The 17437-nt window shown below is 44.4% G+C and carries 13 protein-coding genes and 6 pseudogenes; 16 read left to right on the top strand and 3 right to left on the bottom strand.

Going from position 1 to position 17437, the window contains the following annotated elements:
• Positions 1–13: 13 nt before the first annotated feature.
• From BM278_RS02840 to BM278_RS02800, 11 genes and pseudogenes are all read left to right on the top strand, one after another.
• Positions 14–880 (top strand): carbohydrate ABC transporter permease, encoded by an 867-nt coding sequence (locus tag BM278_RS02840; protein ID WP_090947859.1) that lies wholly within the window; start codon positions 14–16, stop codon positions 878–880.
• A gap of 335 nt (positions 881–1215) precedes the next feature.
• Positions 1216–2265, top strand: a complete 1050-nt coding sequence (locus BM278_RS02835) for an aldose epimerase family protein (protein WP_090947858.1) — start codon at positions 1216–1218, stop codon at positions 2263–2265.
• A gap of 15 nt (positions 2266–2280) precedes the next feature.
• On the top strand, positions 2281–2901 hold the full coding sequence (locus BM278_RS02830; RefSeq protein ID WP_090947857.1) for a polysaccharide deacetylase family protein: 621 nt from the start codon (positions 2281–2283) through the stop codon (positions 2899–2901).
• A 164-nt stretch (positions 2902–3065) separates the two neighbouring features.
• Positions 3066–5183 (top strand): glycoside hydrolase family 52 protein, encoded by a 2118-nt coding sequence (locus BM278_RS02825; RefSeq protein WP_090947924.1) that lies wholly within the window; start codon positions 3066–3068, stop codon positions 5181–5183.
• A 2-nt stretch (positions 5184–5185) separates the two neighbouring features.
• Entirely contained in the window at positions 5186–6181 is a 996-nt protein-coding gene (locus BM278_RS02820) for an endo-1,4-beta-xylanase (protein ID WP_013877038.1), read from the top strand.
• 129 nt (positions 6182–6310) lie between these two features.
• On the top strand, positions 6311–6805 hold the full coding sequence (locus tag BM278_RS19115) for a hypothetical protein (RefSeq protein WP_233504708.1): 495 nt from the start codon (positions 6311–6313) through the stop codon (positions 6803–6805).
• Positions 6806–6850: 45 nt separating this feature from the next.
• Positions 6851–7036 (top strand): annotated as a pseudogene (locus tag BM278_RS19565) (IS4 family transposase); the annotation flags it as partial.
• Between the two features lie 6 nt (positions 7037–7042).
• Positions 7043–7228 (top strand): hypothetical protein, encoded by a 186-nt coding sequence (locus tag BM278_RS19560; RefSeq protein WP_341456106.1) that lies wholly within the window; start codon positions 7043–7045, stop codon positions 7226–7228.
• 49 nt (positions 7229–7277) lie between these two features.
• Positions 7278–7643, top strand: coding sequence for a transposase (locus tag BM278_RS19105; RefSeq protein ID WP_244151074.1), 366 nt, complete (start codon positions 7278–7280; stop codon positions 7641–7643).
• Positions 7644–8348: 705 nt separating this feature from the next.
• Positions 8349–9428: pseudogene (locus tag BM278_RS02805) on the top strand (extracellular solute-binding protein); the annotation flags it as partial.
• Between the two features lie 68 nt (positions 9429–9496).
• Positions 9497–10732: pseudogene (locus BM278_RS02800) on the top strand (IS701 family transposase).
• Positions 10733–10794: 62 nt separating this feature from the next.
• On the opposite strand, the pseudogene BM278_RS19100 reads toward BM278_RS02800, so the two are convergent.
• The 3 genes and pseudogenes from BM278_RS19100 to BM278_RS02790 all read right to left on the bottom strand — a co-directional run.
• Positions 10795–10869, bottom strand: a pseudogene (locus BM278_RS19100) (DUF2238 domain-containing protein); the annotation flags it as partial.
• Positions 10870–10922: 53 nt separating this feature from the next.
• A pseudogene (locus BM278_RS02795) lies at positions 10923–12014 on the bottom strand (class II aldolase/adducin family protein).
• Between the two features lie 42 nt (positions 12015–12056).
• Positions 12057–13283, bottom strand: a complete 1227-nt coding sequence (locus tag BM278_RS02790; protein ID WP_090947856.1) for a zinc-dependent alcohol dehydrogenase — start codon at positions 13281–13283, stop codon at positions 12057–12059.
• 123 nt (positions 13284–13406) lie between these two features.
• Between BM278_RS02790 and BM278_RS02785 the strand changes: the two genes are divergently transcribed.
• The 5 genes and pseudogenes from BM278_RS02785 to BM278_RS02765 form a co-directional block, all read left to right on the top strand.
• Positions 13407–13661 carry a lysophospholipid acyltransferase family protein gene (locus tag BM278_RS02785; protein WP_341871179.1) on the top strand — a complete coding sequence of 85 codons (255 nt, stop codon included), beginning with the start codon at positions 13407–13409 and terminating at the stop codon, positions 13659–13661.
• Positions 13662–13674: 13 nt separating this feature from the next.
• Entirely contained in the window at positions 13675–14655 is a 981-nt protein-coding gene (locus BM278_RS02780; RefSeq protein WP_341871178.1) for a diacylglycerol/lipid kinase family protein, read from the top strand.
• A gap of 343 nt (positions 14656–14998) precedes the next feature.
• Positions 14999–15562: a uridine kinase family protein gene (locus BM278_RS02775; protein WP_425272957.1), complete on the top strand. Its 564-nt coding sequence runs from the start codon at positions 14999–15001 to the stop codon at positions 15560–15562.
• Positions 15563–15735: 173 nt separating this feature from the next.
• Positions 15736–17241, top strand: coding sequence for an IS21 family transposase (gene istA / locus BM278_RS02770; protein ID WP_090947854.1), 1506 nt, complete (start codon positions 15736–15738; stop codon positions 17239–17241).
• A pseudogene (locus BM278_RS02765) lies at positions 17238–17437 on the top strand (ATP-binding protein); the annotation flags it as partial. The gene istA and the pseudogene BM278_RS02765, both read left to right, overlap by 4 nt.

Here is a 17437-nt window from a genome sequence, read left to right as displayed (position 1 = left end):
GGGGATATGGAGCATGAAAGGGCAAATCCGCTCAACATCCGACCATCGCTCACCCTTAAGACGGATTGGGATGGGGATTCTTTATTTCATATTGGTTATTGTAGCGCTTGTTCAACTATATCCGTTAGTATGGCTGTTCCAGTTATCGCTGAAAACGAACCAAGAGGTTTTTGGAATGTCGCCGTTCGCTTTGCCTAAATCTCCGCGTTGGGAAAATTATATTAATGCGTGGTTTGATGGCGGCATTAATCATTACTTTTTCAATAGTGTTTGGTATACGGTTGTCGCTGTGTTATTAACGTTGATTTTAGCTAGTTTTGTGACCTTTGCGTTGACAAGAATGGAATGGAAATTAAAGGGGATTGTTTTGGCGCTGTTTATGGTCGCCTATATGATTCCGGTGCATTCGACATTAATTCCGTTGTTTAATATTTACAATAAAATCAATTTGATTAATAATCCTATTTCTATTATTTTGTCATATACGACCTTTAACTTGCCTATTACTATTATGATTTTATTGGGCTTCTATCAATCGTTGCCAAGGGAAATAGAGGAAGCCGCCATTATGGATGGCTGCTCTATTCATCGAATCTTTTTCCAAATTACATTGCCGATGACGGCGCCAGTCCTTTCCACGACCGCCATCATTAATATGATTTATAATTGGAATGAATTCGTGTTTGTTAACACGTTCATTAGTTCGGAAAAATGGAAAACGATTACGGTAGGGGTGAACAATTTTATTGGGCAGTACTTAACGGACTGGGGAGCCATCGGCGCCACTCTCGTTATTAGCGTTTTACCGATTTTGATTGTTTATTTATTCTTGAGTGATCGGATTATTGAAGGATTGGTTGCTGGTTCGGTGAAAGGGTAATATTCATACGGCAATGTGGGGAAATTCTAAACAACGAATTTATCTCTTTTCTATCATTCTCTTCTATACACTCCACCTGTCGTTTGATTGTTATAAAGAATTTATATAATGTTTGTTTGTGTTATATACAAACTATATTGAAAGTATTATATAAACTAGAAAGGTTTGTTCTTGATTATTTAGAAGGCTGGTGATTTAACAGAAAATACGGCCAACAATGAGATTTCTCAATTTGAGAAATCTCATTAATGCTGTCTTTCTCTTCATTCGAGACCCGCCAATTTATGAAGAAATGATTGTTTTTCATCAGCCTTTTAGGAAAGGAATGAGGTATTTTGGAGATTTCCATAAAGACGTGGTCCCAACTCAACGGAAAAGACGTTCTTTTGTTTACGTTAACGAACGATCACGGCGTGGAACTATCGGTGACCAATTACGGTTGCATCGTAACGAAACTGATCGTTCCGGATCGAAAGGGAAACATGGAGAACATTGTGCTTGGGTTTGGTCAGTTTGAGCCGTATTTAGAGAACACCTTTTACTTTGGGGCGGTGATCGGCCGGGTGGCGGGGCGCATTCAAGGGGCAAGTTTCGAACTCGGTGGCGTCACGTATTCGTTGGCAAAAAACGAAAACAACAACCACTTGCATGGTGGGGCGAACGGCTTCCATCGCGTGCTTTGGCAGGCGATGCCTGTTCAGCGCGATGATGCGGTCGGGGTCATCTTTTCTTATACGAGCCCGGATGGGGAAGAAGGGTATCCCGGAACGGTTCATGTTCAAGTGGCATATTGGCTGAACAATGAAAACGAATGGACCGTTACGTACCGGGCCCGTTCGAACAAAACGACATTGCTCAATTTAACGAACCATACGTATTTTAACTTAAGCGGCAACGGCAAACGCGATATTTTGGACCATACGTTGACGATCCAAAGCTCGCGTGTGCTAGAGCTGAATGAGGAGTTGATTCCGACGGGACATGTCCTCGATGTCGCCAACACCCCATTTGATTTGCGGCAAGGAAAGAAAATACGGGAGGCAGTCGAATCCGGACATCCGCAAATCGAACTGGTCGGCGGGGGATACGACCATCCGTTTTGGCTTGATCGGCATCATGACAGGGAAATAGTGCTTTCTGATTCGGAGAGTGGGCGAGTGTTGACGGTTGAAACGGATGAAGTCGGGGTGGTCGTGTACACATCGAACCAATTGCCGGACGGACTTGACCTTGGCGGGACACCGTCGCGGAAATATCTCGGCATTTGCCTTGAAACGCAAGGGTTGCCGGATGCGATTCATCATCCGCAGTTTCCGTCGATCGTATTGCCTGTCGGGAAGGATTGGGTGTCAACGACGGTCTATCGGTTTGGCGTAATTGAATAAAATGGAGGAGAGAGTATGCTTCGTCTGGAAATGATTGAACATGTTGAGACGCCTCGCAAAGCAGTTGCCATCACGTTCGATGATGGACCGAGTCCGGTTTATACGCTGAAGGTATTGGACATATTTGAAGAAGCATCTGGAAAAGCGACTTTTTTCATGATCGGGCGCCATATGGAGAAGTATCCGGAAATTGTCCAAACTGTGAAAGAGCGAGGGCATGAAATCGGCAACCATACGTATTCCCACGCTCGATTGACTTCCTTGGACAAACAGGATTGTTTGCGCGAAATTGAACGAGTGGATGAGATGATTGCGGCGATGACCGGAAGGAAGGCCTCCCTCTTCCGTCCGCCTTATTTGGACTATCATGCGCCCGTGGTCTCTGTGTGCGGCCGTTTGGGCTACAAGATGATCGGTGCGCTCAATACGGATGCGTTGGATTGGGAACAGCCCGGTGTGGATCATATTGTCCAAAAAACTCGCCGTCATATAAGAAATGGAAGCATCCTACTTTTCCATGACGGATTTGGGGATCGTTCACAAACGGTTGAAGCGGTCAAAATACTCGTTTCCGAGCTGCACTCGCAAGGTTATGAGTTGGTTACAGTCAGCGAGCTATTGAAGTTGAAGTTATAGAATGAGGATGGGACGACAGGACTTGATGAGCTGGTGAATTTTGCGTCTTAGTGTTAAGAATGAAGGTCAGACAACATAGATGCGGTGTTTTGAGACTCACTGCATGCTCGATCGTTTTTCGTGAATTACAGTTGTCCATGTGATCAAAGGGGAGAGTGATGTTCATGCCAACCAACATGTTTTTTAACGCCCACCATTCACCGGTCGGCGCGTTTGCCAGCTTTACGTTAGGGTTTCCGGGAAAAAGCGGGGGATTGGATCTCGAGTTGGCCCGACCGCCGAGGCAAAACATATTTATTGGCGTAGAATCGCCGCATGAGCTTGGGCTGTATGATGTCCTTCCATTCGCGGAGACAGCAGGCGAGGATGAAAGCAAACGGTATGACATTGAAAATCCGGATCCAAATCCGCAAAAGCCGAACATCCTGATCCCGTTTGCGAAAGAGGCGATTCAACGTGAATTCCATGTTGCAACGGATACATGGAAAGCCGGAGACTTAACATTTACGATTTATTCTCCAGTGAAGGCGGTGCCCGATCCAGAAACGGCAAGTGATGAAGAGTTGAAATTGGCGCTCGTGCCTGCAGTAATCGTGGAGATGACGGTTGACAATACAAACGGAACAAGAACACGGCGGGCGTTTTTCGGATTTGAAGGCACCGATCCGTACACTTCGATGCGGCGAATCGATGATACATGCCCGCGGCTGCGCGGGGTCGGTCAAGGCCGGATTATGGGCATCGTTTCCAAAGATGAGGATGTTCGCTCAGCTTTGCATTTTAGCATGGAAGATATTTTGACAGCACAGCTTGAAGAAAACTGGACGTTTGGGCTTGGAAAAGTCGGTGCGTTGATTGCCGATGTGCCTGCAGGAGAAAAGAAAACATATCAATTTGCCGTGTGTTTTTACCGCGGCGGTTATGTGACAGCAGGGATGGATGCTTCCTATTTCTATACCCGCTTCTTCCACAATATTGAGGAAGTTGGCCTTTATGCGTTGGAGAAGGCGGAAGTGTTGAAGGAGCAGTCATTCCGCTCGAATGCGCTCATCGAAAAAAAATGGCTCTCCGATGATCAAAAGTTTATGATGGCGCATGCGATTCGCAGCTATTATGGCAATACGCAGCTGCTTGAGCACAAAGGGGAGCCGGTTTGGGTTGTGAACGAAGGAGAGTACCGGATGATGAATACGTTTGATTTGACCGTCGACCAGCTATTTTTTGAATTGAAAATGAATCCGTGGACGGTCAAAAATGTGCTTGATTTATATGTCGAGCGGTATAGCTATGACGATCGCGTCCGCTTCCCAGGAGAAGAGACGGAATATCCAGGGGGCATCAGCTTTACGCACGACATGGGAGTCGCCAACACGTTCTCGCGCCCGCATTACTCGTCATATGAGTTATATGGAATTAGTGGCTGCTTCTCTCATATGACGCATGAGCAGCTCGTCAACTGGGTTCTTTGCGCCGCCGTATACATCGAACAAACAAAAGATTGGGCATGGCGCGACGAGCGGCTTTCCATTTTGGAGCAATGTCTCGAAAGTATGGTTCGTCGCGATCATCCGGATCCGAAAAAACGGAATGGCGTGATGGGGCTTGACAGCACCCGTACGATGGGTGGAGCAGAAATTACAACGTATGACAGTTTGGATGTTTCCCTCGGTCAAGCCCGCAACAATCTGTATTTAGCCGGAAAGTGTTGGGCGGCCTATGTGGCGCTCGAGAAATTGTTCCGCGATGTCGGTAAGGAAGAATTAGCTGCGTTGGCTGGGAAGCAGGCGGAAAAATGCGCAGCGACCATCGTCAGTTATGTGACTAATGACGGGTATATCCCGGCCGTAATGGGGGAAGGAAACGATTCGAAAATCATTCCGGCTATCGAGGGACTCGTATTCCCTTACTTCACGAACTGTCAAGAGGCATTGCGTGAAGACGGACGTTTTGGGGAGTACATCCAAGCGTTGCGCCAACATTTGCGCTATGTGCTGCAAGAAGGAATTTGTCTGTTCCCGGACGGGGGATGGAAAATTTCCTCGACGAGCAACAACTCGTGGTTAAGCAAAATTTACTTATGCCAGTTTATCGCTCGCCATATTTTAGGATGGGAGTGGGACGAGCAAGGAAAACGGGCTGATGCGGCACATGTTGCTTGGCTTACTCACCCGACGCTTTCGATTTGGAGTTGGAGCGATCAAATCATTGCCGGTGAAATCAGCGGCAGCAAATATTATCCGCGCGGCGTGACAAGCATTTTATGGTTGGAGGAGGGGGAGTAAACATGAGCAGCTCGCTTCCTTCTCTCCGCGACGTATTTGCGAACGATTTTCGCATTGGGGCGGCGGTCAATCCCGTTGCCATTGAAACACAAAAACAACTGCTAATCGATCATGTAAAAAGTGTGACAGCGGAAAACCATATGAAGTTCGAACACCTTCAACCTAAAGAAGGGGAATTTACATTTGAGCAAGCCGATCAAATCGTTGATTTTGCCCATTCCCATCAGATGGTAGTCCGTGGGCACACGCTTGTATGGCACAACCAAACTCCGGATTGGGTGTTTTATGACCACCAGGGTCATATGGTCAGCCGGGATGTGCTTTTGGAACGGATGAAGCAACACATTTCCACCGTGGTAGGGCGGTACAAAGGTAAGGTATATTGTTGGGATGTTGTTAACGAAGCAGTGGTTGACGAAGGGGGCGAGCTGTTGCGCTCGTCAAAGTGGCGGCAAATCATCGGAGACGATTTTATTGAACAGGCATTTCTCTATGCGCATGAAGCTGATCCGGATGCATTGTTGTTTTATAACGACTATAATGAATGTTTTCCAGAGAAGAGGGAGAAAATTTATTCACTGGTGAAATCGTTGCGCGACAAAGGCATCCCGGTTCACGGCATCGGCATGCAGGCGCATTGGAGCTTGACCCGTCCGTCGCTCGATGAAATTCGCGCAGCCATTGAACGATATGCATCTCTTAGCGTTGTTCTCCATATTACGGAACTCGATGTATCCATGTTTGAGTTTCACGATCGTCGAACCGATTTGGCTGTCCCGACGAAAGAAATGATCGAACAGCAGGCAGAGCGATATGGGCAAATTTTCGCCTTGTTTAAGGAGTATCGCGATGTTATTCAAAGTGTCACATTTTGGGGAATCGCTGATGATTACACATGGCTTGACAACTTTCCAGTGAAAGGGAGAAAAAACTGGCCGTTTTTGTTCGACGAGCACCACAAACCAAAGCCGGCTTTTTGGAGGGTCGTCAACGGGTAAACCGCTTGAGAATTCGCAAAGAGGGGATTTTTTCCCATACCCATCAAGTTAAGAATTTTGGTCTTTGTGCATCGTCAAAAACATGGTATCCTTTCTAACGAACACTCCTCGTTAGAAAGGATTTTTTTCATGGAAAAGCAAATGCAAGCATGGATTCAAACGATTCGTCAACTCTTTTCTCCCAAAGAATTGACCCGTCTCGCACGGAAAACAGGCTTCATCCGGCGGCAGCGTTCGTTAACGGCGGAAGCCTTTCTGACTCTTTGTGCATGGGGCGATGGCTCGCTGGCCAGACAATCGCTTCAGCGGTTATGTGTGGCCTTGACGCTCTGGCACGGCTGTTCGCTTTCGAGTGAAGGCCTGAATCAGCGTTTTACCGATCGGGCTGTGGCGTTTTTGCGAGAAGTGTTTTTTCTTCTCCTCCTGCATCAACGTCCTTTGCTTTTGTCGGCCATTGAGACCTATCGAACTTGTTTTACCCGCCTGCGGATTTTGGACTCAACCAGCTTTTTGGTTCCTGCCGACTACGGGGAAGACTATCAGGGTTCTGTTTCGTCGGGGGCGAAAATCCAGTTTGAATATGAGTTGTTATCCGGCGCCTGCCTTCAACTATGCGTCCAATAGGCCAATGATTCGGACGCTCGTTTTGCCTACCATGCCCAGCACACCATTTTACCGAATGACCTGTGCATCCGAGATTTGGGCTTTTTCTCTGTCGCCACGTTGGCTGAGATCGATTCCCGCGGCGCCTATTATATTACCCGGTTGCGTTCTGATCTAAAAGTCTACCTCAAGGAGAAGGACCAGTGGAAGGAATGGGATTGGGAATCCCTTGGAAATCAATTGAAGGAAGGGGAATCGGTGGAAGTGGAACACGTGTACATCGGCCATGAACGCGTGTATGTTCCACGGTTGATTTTCCGCCGTCTGACAGCGGAAGAATGGCAAAAACGGCTGGCGTATGTGCGAAAAAAGGAAAAAAGAAAAGGGAAGGCGCTGGCACGCCAAACCCTCGAACAAAAGAAATATCACATCTTACTGACTTAATTTACCACAAGAGTCGTTTGAGGGGCAACAGGTTTATGAACTTTATTGCTTGCGCTGGCAAATCGAGTTATTGTTTAAAGCCTGGAAATCCGTATTTGATTTGGATAAAGTCAAGGAGATGAAGAAAGAACGTTTCGAATGTCATTTATACGGAACGTTAATTGCCATTTTGGTCACCCAGACGTTTCTATTCCAAGCCCGGATGTATTGGCATCAACGGGAAGACATTCAAATCAGTGAACAGAAAGCGCTCGATCTTCTCCAATCGTATTGGCATCAGTTTCTTTTGAGTCCTTCTAAAGCAGAAATGGATTCGTCCGCTTTCCTTTCCCTGTTACGAAAACATGCCCGGAAGGATCGAAGGAGAGGGGAGGAAACGGCCTCGGATATCTTAACGAAATTGGAGATATGGTAGGATTAAATATGGATATAATGCCAAATAACCCTCTTCAGGAGGGATATTTGGCATGTCCAAAATTATGGATGTTACTCCTATCATTCACCGGGGGTGTTGAGCACGAGTATTGTCTTAAAAATTTTACACCACTAAACTTGACGGGTATGGGATTTTTTCCTCTTTGCGAATTGACATAAACTTTTGAAAAAATAGTTGAATATCCATCTTATTTCTTTTATAATCATAGATGAACTAGTATACTAGTATTACTAATAAACACGGATCATCCCGCGGTTCCAAGGAGATGAAGATGCATTGTTTCTAGAAGGGTGTGAAAAACAACCATTTCCCTTAAATCGATGGTTTTGGAGTGAAGAAAAGAGCGACATTTATAAGTTTTATCAATTTGAGAAATGCCATTGCTAAGTTGCATTTCTTGTTAAATTACCAGTCTTCTAGACTAACATACTAGAACATTCATGATGAGGCGGTAGCGTCAAAAGTTCTATGAAAACTCCACATGAACCATTCCATTGAGCATTGTGAGGCATTCCCGAAGCCGGTGGGGGTTGATCAGGGCATCATTGTAGTGTTTGTTTTTGAAATCGTTTACGGTTTGGAATGTGAAAGGGGGGATTTGTTTTTAGAGAAGGTTCATTATCGTTTTTCTTTACGGCAGTTATGATCTAAAGGGGATTAGAAAAAAGGGAGGAGAGGTATATGGTGTTAAAAAAGATTTCTGCCGTTTTAACCGCAACGACACTGGTAGTCGGAATGCTTGCGGGATGCACGGATAATGAACCGGCCTCATCCGGCGGCTCCAGTGAATCGAAAGATGGAAAAGTCACCATTACGACCGTGCGGGGATTAAAAGATGATACAAAGTTCCGGGAAGGGGAAGATATTAACAACAACCCAGTAACGAGATGGTCGGAAAAGGAATTGGGGATTAAATGGAAGACACTATGGACTGTGCCAAATGACGAGCAATTTAATAACAAAATTCGCCTTGCTCTGTCGTCTGGTCAGGAGTTACCTGATGTGTTTAAGGTGTCTGATGGGCAATTAATCAACGATTTAATTCGTTCTGGAAAAGTGATGCCGGTCGATGAAGCCATTGAGAAATATGCGTCGCCAAGATTGAAAAAGATTTATGAGCAATTCCCGGAAGCGTTTTATCCAGCGACTGTCGATGGAAAGCGTTATGGCATTCCGCGGTTTTCCGGGGGGAATGGTTCTGACTCATTGCTTTGGATCCGTAAAGACTGGCTTGATAAGTTGGGGTTGCAGCCGCCAAAAACGATTGAAGATCTGGAAAAAATCATGGACGCTTTTGTTAATAAAGATCCTGATGGCAACGGCAAAAAAGACACGATTGGTTTGACACTAGCCAGCAAAAATGGCTTGGCGACTTGGTTGGCTGATGGAAGCTTTATTTTCGGAGCTTATGGCAATTATGAACCTGGTTCATGGTCAAAAGGCGAAGATGGCTCGCTTGTCTACGGGTCTATTCAGCCATCCATGAAAAAAGCGTTGGCCAAGCTTCATGAATGGTATCAAAAAGGATACTTGGACAAAGAAGTCGGCATTTTGGACGAACAGACAGCGATTAAAAGTTTTGTCGCTGGGAAATCGGGGATTATTTCCGCTCCTCCTTGGGCTGCTGGATGGCCGATCACAGATGCGCTGAAAAATAATCCGGGGGCGGTCGTGGAACCATATCCATTGCCGAGCGGGCCGGACGGCAAAATTGGCCGGCGCGGTGAGGGATTGGTTACGGGCATGTTCCTGTTCAATAAAAATCTGTAGATGAGCAAAATCACTAACATAAATTTACATCGAAACAAAAAAGGAGACATGAACCCGATTCCTTGGTTAGAATAGATGTGCCAACAAACCATTCACACAAGGAGGTTCATGTCTCATGAATAGATTAGCACATCATCAAGGAATCCACAAGTTTTTCACGATGTTGGGGTTGGCACTTTATTTTTCAAAACCTGTCATGAAGCATCTCGTTCATATCGTGGATGCGATGATCACGAAAGGATTTTCTGGAACGTTGACCGATCTTCATCATTGGAGCTTTCATCCGAACCACCGCACGACACTCAGCCATTTTTTCACGAAAAGCCCTTGGGATGAAGAGACGCTGCTTCGCAAACTTCAGCAGTGGATGCTTCGTCGTGTCGAACGGATCGCCAAACAGGAGAATCAACCCCTTTTTGTTTCGATCGATGATACGATTTGCCAAAAAACCAAGCCTTCGTCACAGGCAACGCACGCCATTCAAGGGTGTGATTGGCACTATTCTCACACAGAGAAAAAGTCGATCTGGGGACATTCTCTTGTTTGGCTCATGGTTCATACGATGACCCAGGCTTTTCCCTTTGCGTTCCGCCTCTACGACAAGGCGGCTGGGAAAAGCAAGGGGGAACTCGCGATCGAGATGCTTTCTTCTTTGGATGTACACCGTCCTGTTTATGTGCTGATGGACTCTTGGTATCCATCGCAAACGCTCGTGGAAGCTTGTCTGAAAAAGGGATTCCACGTAATCGCAATGCTCAAGGCCAATCGGCTTCTTTATCCAAAAGGCATTGCGGTTCAGGTGAGGGAGTTTGCCCGCTACATCGAACCGAAAGACACTCACCTCGTCACGGTGGGAGAAGAGCGTTATCGCGTGTATCGCTACGAGGGAGCGCTGAAAGGTCTCGATGATGCCGTTGTGTTGTTGGCTTGGAAAGCCGATCAGCCGATGACACCCGAACATCTTCACTGCGTCTTGAGCACCGACCGGGAGCTAAGCGATGAAGAGATCTTGCGCTACTATGCCCAGCGTTGGTCGATCGAATGCTTTTTTCGACAAGCGAAAGACCAGCTGAAGCTCGATGGGTACTGCGTTCGTCAACGTCGGGTGGTGAAACGGTATTGGATCTTGGTGCAACTCGCTTATGTGTACAGTATGGTCGAGTCCAACCGGGATTTCTCTACTGGGCTTGACCTTCTCCGAACGAAGAAAGGGCATCGTCTCGTCGAGTTCATTTACCATGCAGCGAAGCAAGATATTCCCATTGATGTTGTCAAAAAAACAGCTCCATGTGGCATAAGGGGTACCCTGTTTGTCTCTTTTTGTATAGTAATTATTGTTATGAAAATTGCTCATCTACAGTAATAAAATTTCTCTCAGCACGATCGCAAACAAGCCTTTAAGCAAATGCCCAAATCGGTCGTAATGATTTCGCTTGCAGATGATGTTTACCGTTTTTTCTCTTCTCGTCATCTTAAGAAACGAATGGGTTAAGACATTGGTACTTGAGGAATAATTTTGCCTTCGATACGTGCAAAGATGTCGTCTAAATCCGTACCAGTGATCGTTAAACCATGGTTTTTAAGCCCAATAATCGCTCTAGAAGGATCCTCCGAATTTCTGACAAGTTCAGCTACTGTTTTTGCAAGTTCAATCGTTCCGCATGGATAATTAATCTCTGTAGCTCTTACGCCATCCATCTAAGCATGAACATGTACAATCGCTCCTACCTCCGGGTGTTCTTGATAAATCATCCAGTGTTCAATCGCGTCAACAGATGCCCTTTTTGGTGTTATATTTGGGGGAACGCTTACTTTCATGGCATTTTTATCAGAATCATACCCCTTTATTAAAAGGAAATCTTCGCCAACCGTTTTCATATTTGCTTTGTTAATTCCGCTTGCACTCATCCAAAAGCTTTCGCTGTCCCGTCTCGCACTGAGGTTTCCATAGCTTAGTCCTCCTATTCCGTAAAGTTTTTTTAGATGACGCATATCGCGAGGTGTAAGATATTCTTCCAAGGGAAATGGAGCAGGGAGCAAATTCATACGGTCAAGCTTTTTTCCAGATTCGCTTAATGATTTCGTAATCTCATCACCGTTCCATAATTCTTCTGGAAGGTCATCATAAAAATCATTGTCAATCACTAGCTGCGAAGCCGCAAGCGGTTCTAATCTTTCATAAATACGTTTGAAAAATGTTTCTTCTTCTCCTTTTCGATACGTCAATTTGTAAAACCCTTGTTCAGGTGTAAGAAAATAAATATCCGTCGTTCCATCCTCATTATGTAAGATATACATCAAATGATCGGCTAAAGACCTGATTAAATATGGATAGGCTGATTTGTGGATGTTTTCCGATTTTTCCGATGTTTCCATCACGGAAACGACAAACGTTGCTTGAGCCTGCCTCCGGTAAGGCCGCGGCTTTTCAGGATCAATAAAATGGAAAACAAGTTTAATATTTTCTTCCGAAACGTCATAAAACGTATAACCTCTTGACAAAAACTCCTCTTTTATTCCTTCTGCAAGCCAACTTAAAAAAGGCGTTTGCTTGTTTCCGCTAATGGTGAAAATTCTCACGATCTTCCCCTCCGAACTAATGTTTTTGTATTAAAAAAGGATTTAAGGTTCGAATACTACTTTCATGATGGGACCTTTTCCTTTGTTAATAACGGTTTGCAAGGCATCACGGTAATTTTCCAAAGGAAAACGATGTGTTACTAATGGCGATAAATCCACCTTTTCATCGCTCATTAATTCAATGGCAATTTGTAACGTCCGCATCTTCTTTCCTTTATATTCTTCCGTACTGTATGCAAAGCTTCCTTTAATATCCAGCTCATTAAGCCAAACGGCCGTCCAGTCGACGCCGTCCATGATCCCTGCCAATCCCAATAGAACAACTTTTCCTCCATTTCTAGCAAAACGGAGTGCATCGTTTATGCTTTGCTTACTGCCGACGCATTCAAAAATAAGATCGGCTCCGCCTTGTACAACCGGATCGCCAAAGAACGGCTCTAACACGCTTGCATGAAGAGATTTGGCCGTTTCGTAAATATAATTTTTATTTTTTGTAAGATAAATAATTTCATCTGCACCATAGTGGGAAGCAAGCTGTGCTTGAAAGCCATGTTTTGCCAACACCACAATTCGGCAGGGAAATTCAAGCGCTCTAATCGCGGCGACAACGCAAATCCCTATTGTACCGGCTCCAATGACAAGTACCGTATCACCCTTTTTCGGAGGATTTCGCAAAACAGCATGCAGGGCACAGCTAAAAGGTTCTACCAGCACTCCGTTTAAATCATTTACATTATCAGGAAGCTTTAATACTTGGCTTTTATGTGCAACAAGATAAGATCCCCAGCTTCCGCCGGTATCACGGCAAGTGCCTATTAACAACCCCGGCGAAATTTCTCCCTCGACCATAAAATGGCAAAGGTTGTAATCACCGCGCCGGCAATTAGGACAAGGGTCTGCAATTCCTCTTGTTATACATGATAATATTGGGTCAATGACTACACGGTCTCCGACATTCATGTTTTCCACCTTTGCACCAACTTCTTCAATCGTTCCTACCACTTCATGTCCAATCGTAAATGGAAAAGACGCAAACGGAGAAGTGACTGGACTATCCTTTAAAAGGATGAGATTTAAGTCACTTCCACAGATTCCTCCGTACTTTACCTTTACTTTTACCCATTCATCGTTTGGAAGTTTGGGTACTTCAACACGGCGTAATCGAACGCAGGATAATTTGGAGTTCCAATAAAAAGACTTTGAAACTTTACCCATTATTTTACTTAAGGCATACCGAGGCACGCTGTATTCAAATTGAATGGAATTCATTGTTACATCACCCCCTGGTATAGAATATTTTGGTTAGTAAGTATAATGTGTACTTTGGAGCAGCAAATTATACATAATAGCAAATTTAAACAACGTTTTTCTTATGGTAATGGGTGAAGAAGCATGTTCTATACAAGCATGAAATGGATTTCCAAAATAATCTTATGTTTCATTTTTCGAATTGAAGTAATTGGCATCAAAAATTTCCCTAAAACTGGTCCAGTCATTGTAGCAGCAAACCATACAAGCAATTATGATCCTGTTATTCTTTTCAGTATCTTTAACCGAAAAATTCATTTTTTAGCGAAGAAGGAACTGTTTCAGCGACGTATTGCCAATTGGTTTTTTCAAAAATTGTTATTAAAAAATAGATGGTGAAATGGTAAAATGAATGAAAACAATCCTAGTTATGGAATGGCACCATAAACCGATTTTCGCATGTCCTGCGAAATTGTTGCGATTTCTAATAAAAAGGAAAGATCTGTTTATGTATTATTTTATCGTCAATAAAATCTCGGGAAACGGAAAAGGACTAAAAGTTTGGAAAAAAGTTGAGAAGTTGCTTCAAGAGAAACGGGTAAATTATCAAGTCCGTTTTACCGAACGTCCAAAACATGCAGTGGAAATCGCTAAGGAGCTGTCTTCTGAAAAATGTTATGCAATTGTCGCCGTAGGTGGAGATGGTACAGTTCATGATGTTGCTAACGGGTTAATCGGTTCGAATATACCTTTAGGTGTTATTCCTGCAGGATCGGGAAATGATTTTGCAAGAGCTCTTGATATACCAATGGATTATAAAAAAGCACTAGAACGTATTTTAATGGGAAAGCAAAGAAAAATCGATATTGGAAGAATTGGCGAAGAATATTGCGTCACTGTAGCGGGGATCGGTTTTGATGGTAAAGTGGCCGAGGTAAATAATGCCTCCAAATATAAAAAATGGTTGAATTTCATTAGATTAGGCGGTCTTTCCTATGGGCTTAGTTTCTTGCATGTTTTATTAAAATATCGCCCTGTCAACATTCAATTAAAGGTTGATGGGGAGAATCTAGTTTTTTTTAATGTATGGTTAATTGCTATTGCTAATATTCCCAATTATGGCGGAGGTATTCGAATATGTCCAGATGCTTGTTATAATGATGGACTTTTCGACATTTGTATCGTACACAGCATGACAAAATGGGATCTGTTACGCACTTTTCCAAAGGCGTATAAAGGCAAACATATTTTTCATTCTGGTGTAACCATGGTCAAAGGAAAACAAGTAGAAGTTATCTCTGAATTTCCTGTTATTGTACAAAGCGATGGCGAGTTTCTCATGAAAACTCCGGTGAATGTAACGATCCAAAGGGATGCATTACTTATCATTTAATAGGGAACGACAACTATAAAAGTTTTGATCTGCTTAGTGAAAACAACCGCCGAAGCTGGCACCAGATGTAAATTTGATTGGTATTTTGTGTAGGAAGCCCTTCAAACACAAAAAATTTTTGCCAAATTTCCGTTCAGAGCTATTTGTTACATAATGAAGCAATAATATTTTTGCGGGAAGTTTAGTTCTTGTTACTGCTGCTACCTAATTTATTAACATTAATGTAATGCTACGCGAGTAATCCTGCTTTAAACATAGAATATCGTAATATTTTAGCGGATTGAAAGGTGGTGATTTAGTGAATTTTATAACAAAAAAAGGTAAATTTAAAACTTTCGAACAATTGGTAAGGTCTATAGACAAAATTCCCAGAAAACAATCTACGCTTCTAATCGGAATAGATGGTTGTGGGGGCTCAGGAAAAAGCACATTAGCTGATAAATTAAAAGAAGAATGTTCTAATGTAACGATTGTTCATATGGATGATTTTTATCTTCCTTCTGCTCAAATTATAAATACGCACCCAACAAAAAAGCCTGTCGGTGCAGATTTTGATTGGAAACGTGTATTAAATCAAGTGCTTGAACCCATTAGCCAAGATAAAGAGGGGTATTATCAACGATATGATTGGAAAACTGACAGTTTAGCAGAATGGCGTATGGTTCCTGTTGGTGGCATTGTGATAATAGAAGGTGTGTACTCCATTCGTAAAGAATTATCAGAAAAATATGATTTCACAATTTGGGTTGATTGTCCAAGAGAAATACGGCTTGCGAGAGGTTTGCAAAGAGACGGAGAAAAAGCTCGTGATATGTGGGAAAATAATTGGATGATTTCTGAAGATATTTATGTTGAAAAACACAAACCACACGAAAGAGCAGACCTTGTTGTTGATGGGACTAGATAAGTTCATTCAGCTCGCATGGAAGAACGGATTAGCTTGTTTAGTGCAAAATGAAAGTACAGAGTTCTGCAACAAAAAAGTGCAGAGCTTCATGGCATAAAAAAAGGCTTGCCAGCTCCTAAAATTCCCTCTACTGTTAAGGTTGTGAAGAACAAAACAGTGGAGGTAAAGAAAGGATGCTAGCAATGCCTGAAATTCATCATATCAAACATTTGCGTGAAAAGAAAGGGTTATCGCTTTCCGAAATTGTCCGTAGGACGGGATTTAACTGGAGAACAGTCAAGAAATATGCGGATGGAGACATTTCGGTCAGACAAAAAATAAAGAGAAAACGGGGAATGATGGAGGAAGAAGGATACGGTCAAATCATTGATGACTGGCTGGAGGAGGACGCCAAACTGCCAAGAAAACAACGGCGGACAAGCAAGAAGATGTACGAACAATTAAAGCAGGAACATGGCTTTAAAGGGTCTTATCGAACGGTTTGCGCCTACGTTCAAAAACGAAGACCTCCGCTTAAGCTGGAGAAGGAACAGCGTTACGAGAGGCTGGAACACCCTCCGGGGGAAGCGCAGGTGGATTTCGGCACCATGTCCGTTGTGACGAAGGAGGGAAAAGAGGAAGACCGATCAATTCTGATTTTGAGCTTTCCGTACAGCAACGCCGCGTATGCGTATCCATTGCCGGCGGAAAACAGCGAATGTTTTCTTTACGGGCTCACTCAGCTGTTTCGCCAAGCCGGAGGCGTCCCGAGAAAACTGCGCATCGACAATTTGGCGGCGGCGGTGGTTTCGATTCGAAAAGGAGGCGAACGTCAATATACTGAAGCATTTGAGCGATTCCGGCTTCATTACCGGTTTGACGTACAGGCGTGCAATCCGTATAGCGGACACGAAAAAGGGAATGTCGAACGGAAAGTTTACTATACTCGTCAACACTGCTTTGTCCCTGCTCCGTTGATCGAGGGGGATGAAGAACTGGCGGAGTGGCTGCATCGCAAGATGATCGAAGATCGAGCCCGCCCCCACTATGAAAAAGGGAGAACCATTGAGGAATTATGGCAGGAAGAACAAAAGGAGTTGCTTGTCCTGCCGGAGAGAGATCTCCCGATCTTCTCCTTCCACCACGCTAATGTCAATAAATACGGGGAAGTAACGGTGGATGGGGAGGCGTTTGTGGTTCATGGGATCCCGGTTCCCAACCGTGTCCTTGTCAAAAAGGAATGGGATCGTTTCATGGTTTTGTCCCAGGAAGGGGAGGTGTACCTGGAAGCGCCAAGGCCGTACACGAAAAAGCGACGGGAGCTCCCTTGGAAGGACATTTTGGCGGAATGGGCGCAAAAGCCCCGGGTGGTGGAGTATTCGCGGTTTCGAGTTTACTTGCCGGAGGCCATTAGGAAATACTTCATGGAACAACCGAAACAGACGGCATCACGCATTCGAGGGGTGCAGAAGCTGCTGGAGCGGTACACCGTCTATGAGATCACCCAGTGGCTTGACAAGTATCAACGGTGGGATTTGGCGCCCCATGAGATCGGGGTGTTGATGGAGGCGAAGCGTTCGGAGTATCCCGCGAAATGGGAAGAAGCCTATACCCCTTCCGTTTTAGTCGACTATGAAACCGATTTACATGTGTATGATCAACGTCTTTGTCCGTCAAGGGAAGGGGGAAGCCGGGCATGAAGATGGATTTAAAAGAGATTTGTAAAGCCCTGCATTTGGCGTACATCGCGGATCGATTCGAGGAGGTGGCCTACGAGACCAAGGAACAGTTTTTGCGTGATGTGTTGGCGTTGGAGCTGTCGTTCCGTCAGAAAGCAAAACAGGCTCGATTGATCAAGAAGGCGAAGTTCCGGGAGTTGAAATGGCTCAAAGATTA

Source organism: Parageobacillus thermantarcticus, assembly GCF_900111865.1.
Lineage (GTDB): Bacteria > Bacillota > Bacilli > Bacillales > Anoxybacillaceae > Parageobacillus > Parageobacillus thermantarcticus.
This window is presented reverse-complemented; position numbering and strand designations above follow the sequence as displayed.

Coding starts and splice junctions, on each gene's coding strand:
- BM278_RS02820 (WP_013877038.1), top strand. CDS start 5,186: ATGAGCAGCTCGCTTCCTTCTCTCCGCGACGTATTTGCGAACGATTTT.
- BM278_RS02830 (WP_090947857.1), top strand. CDS start 2,281: ATGCTTCGTCTGGAAATGATTGAACATGTTGAGACGCCTCGCAAAGCA.
- BM278_RS02825 (WP_090947924.1), top strand. CDS start 3,066: ATGCCAACCAACATGTTTTTTAACGCCCACCATTCACCGGTCGGCGCG.
- BM278_RS19115 (WP_233504708.1), top strand. CDS start 6,311: ATGGAAAAGCAAATGCAAGCATGGATTCAAACGATTCGTCAACTCTTT.
- BM278_RS02780 (WP_341871178.1), top strand. CDS start 13,675: ATGAAAACAATCCTAGTTATGGAATGGCACCATAAACCGATTTTCGCA.
- BM278_RS02790 (WP_090947856.1), bottom strand. CDS start 13,283: ATGAATTCCATTCAATTTGAATACAGCGTGCCTCGGTATGCCTTAAGT.
- BM278_RS02840 (WP_090947859.1), top strand. CDS start 14: ATGAAAGGGCAAATCCGCTCAACATCCGACCATCGCTCACCCTTAAGA.
- istA (WP_090947854.1), top strand. CDS start 15,736: ATGCTAGCAATGCCTGAAATTCATCATATCAAACATTTGCGTGAAAAG.
- BM278_RS02785 (WP_341871179.1), top strand. CDS start 13,407: ATGTTCTATACAAGCATGAAATGGATTTCCAAAATAATCTTATGTTTC.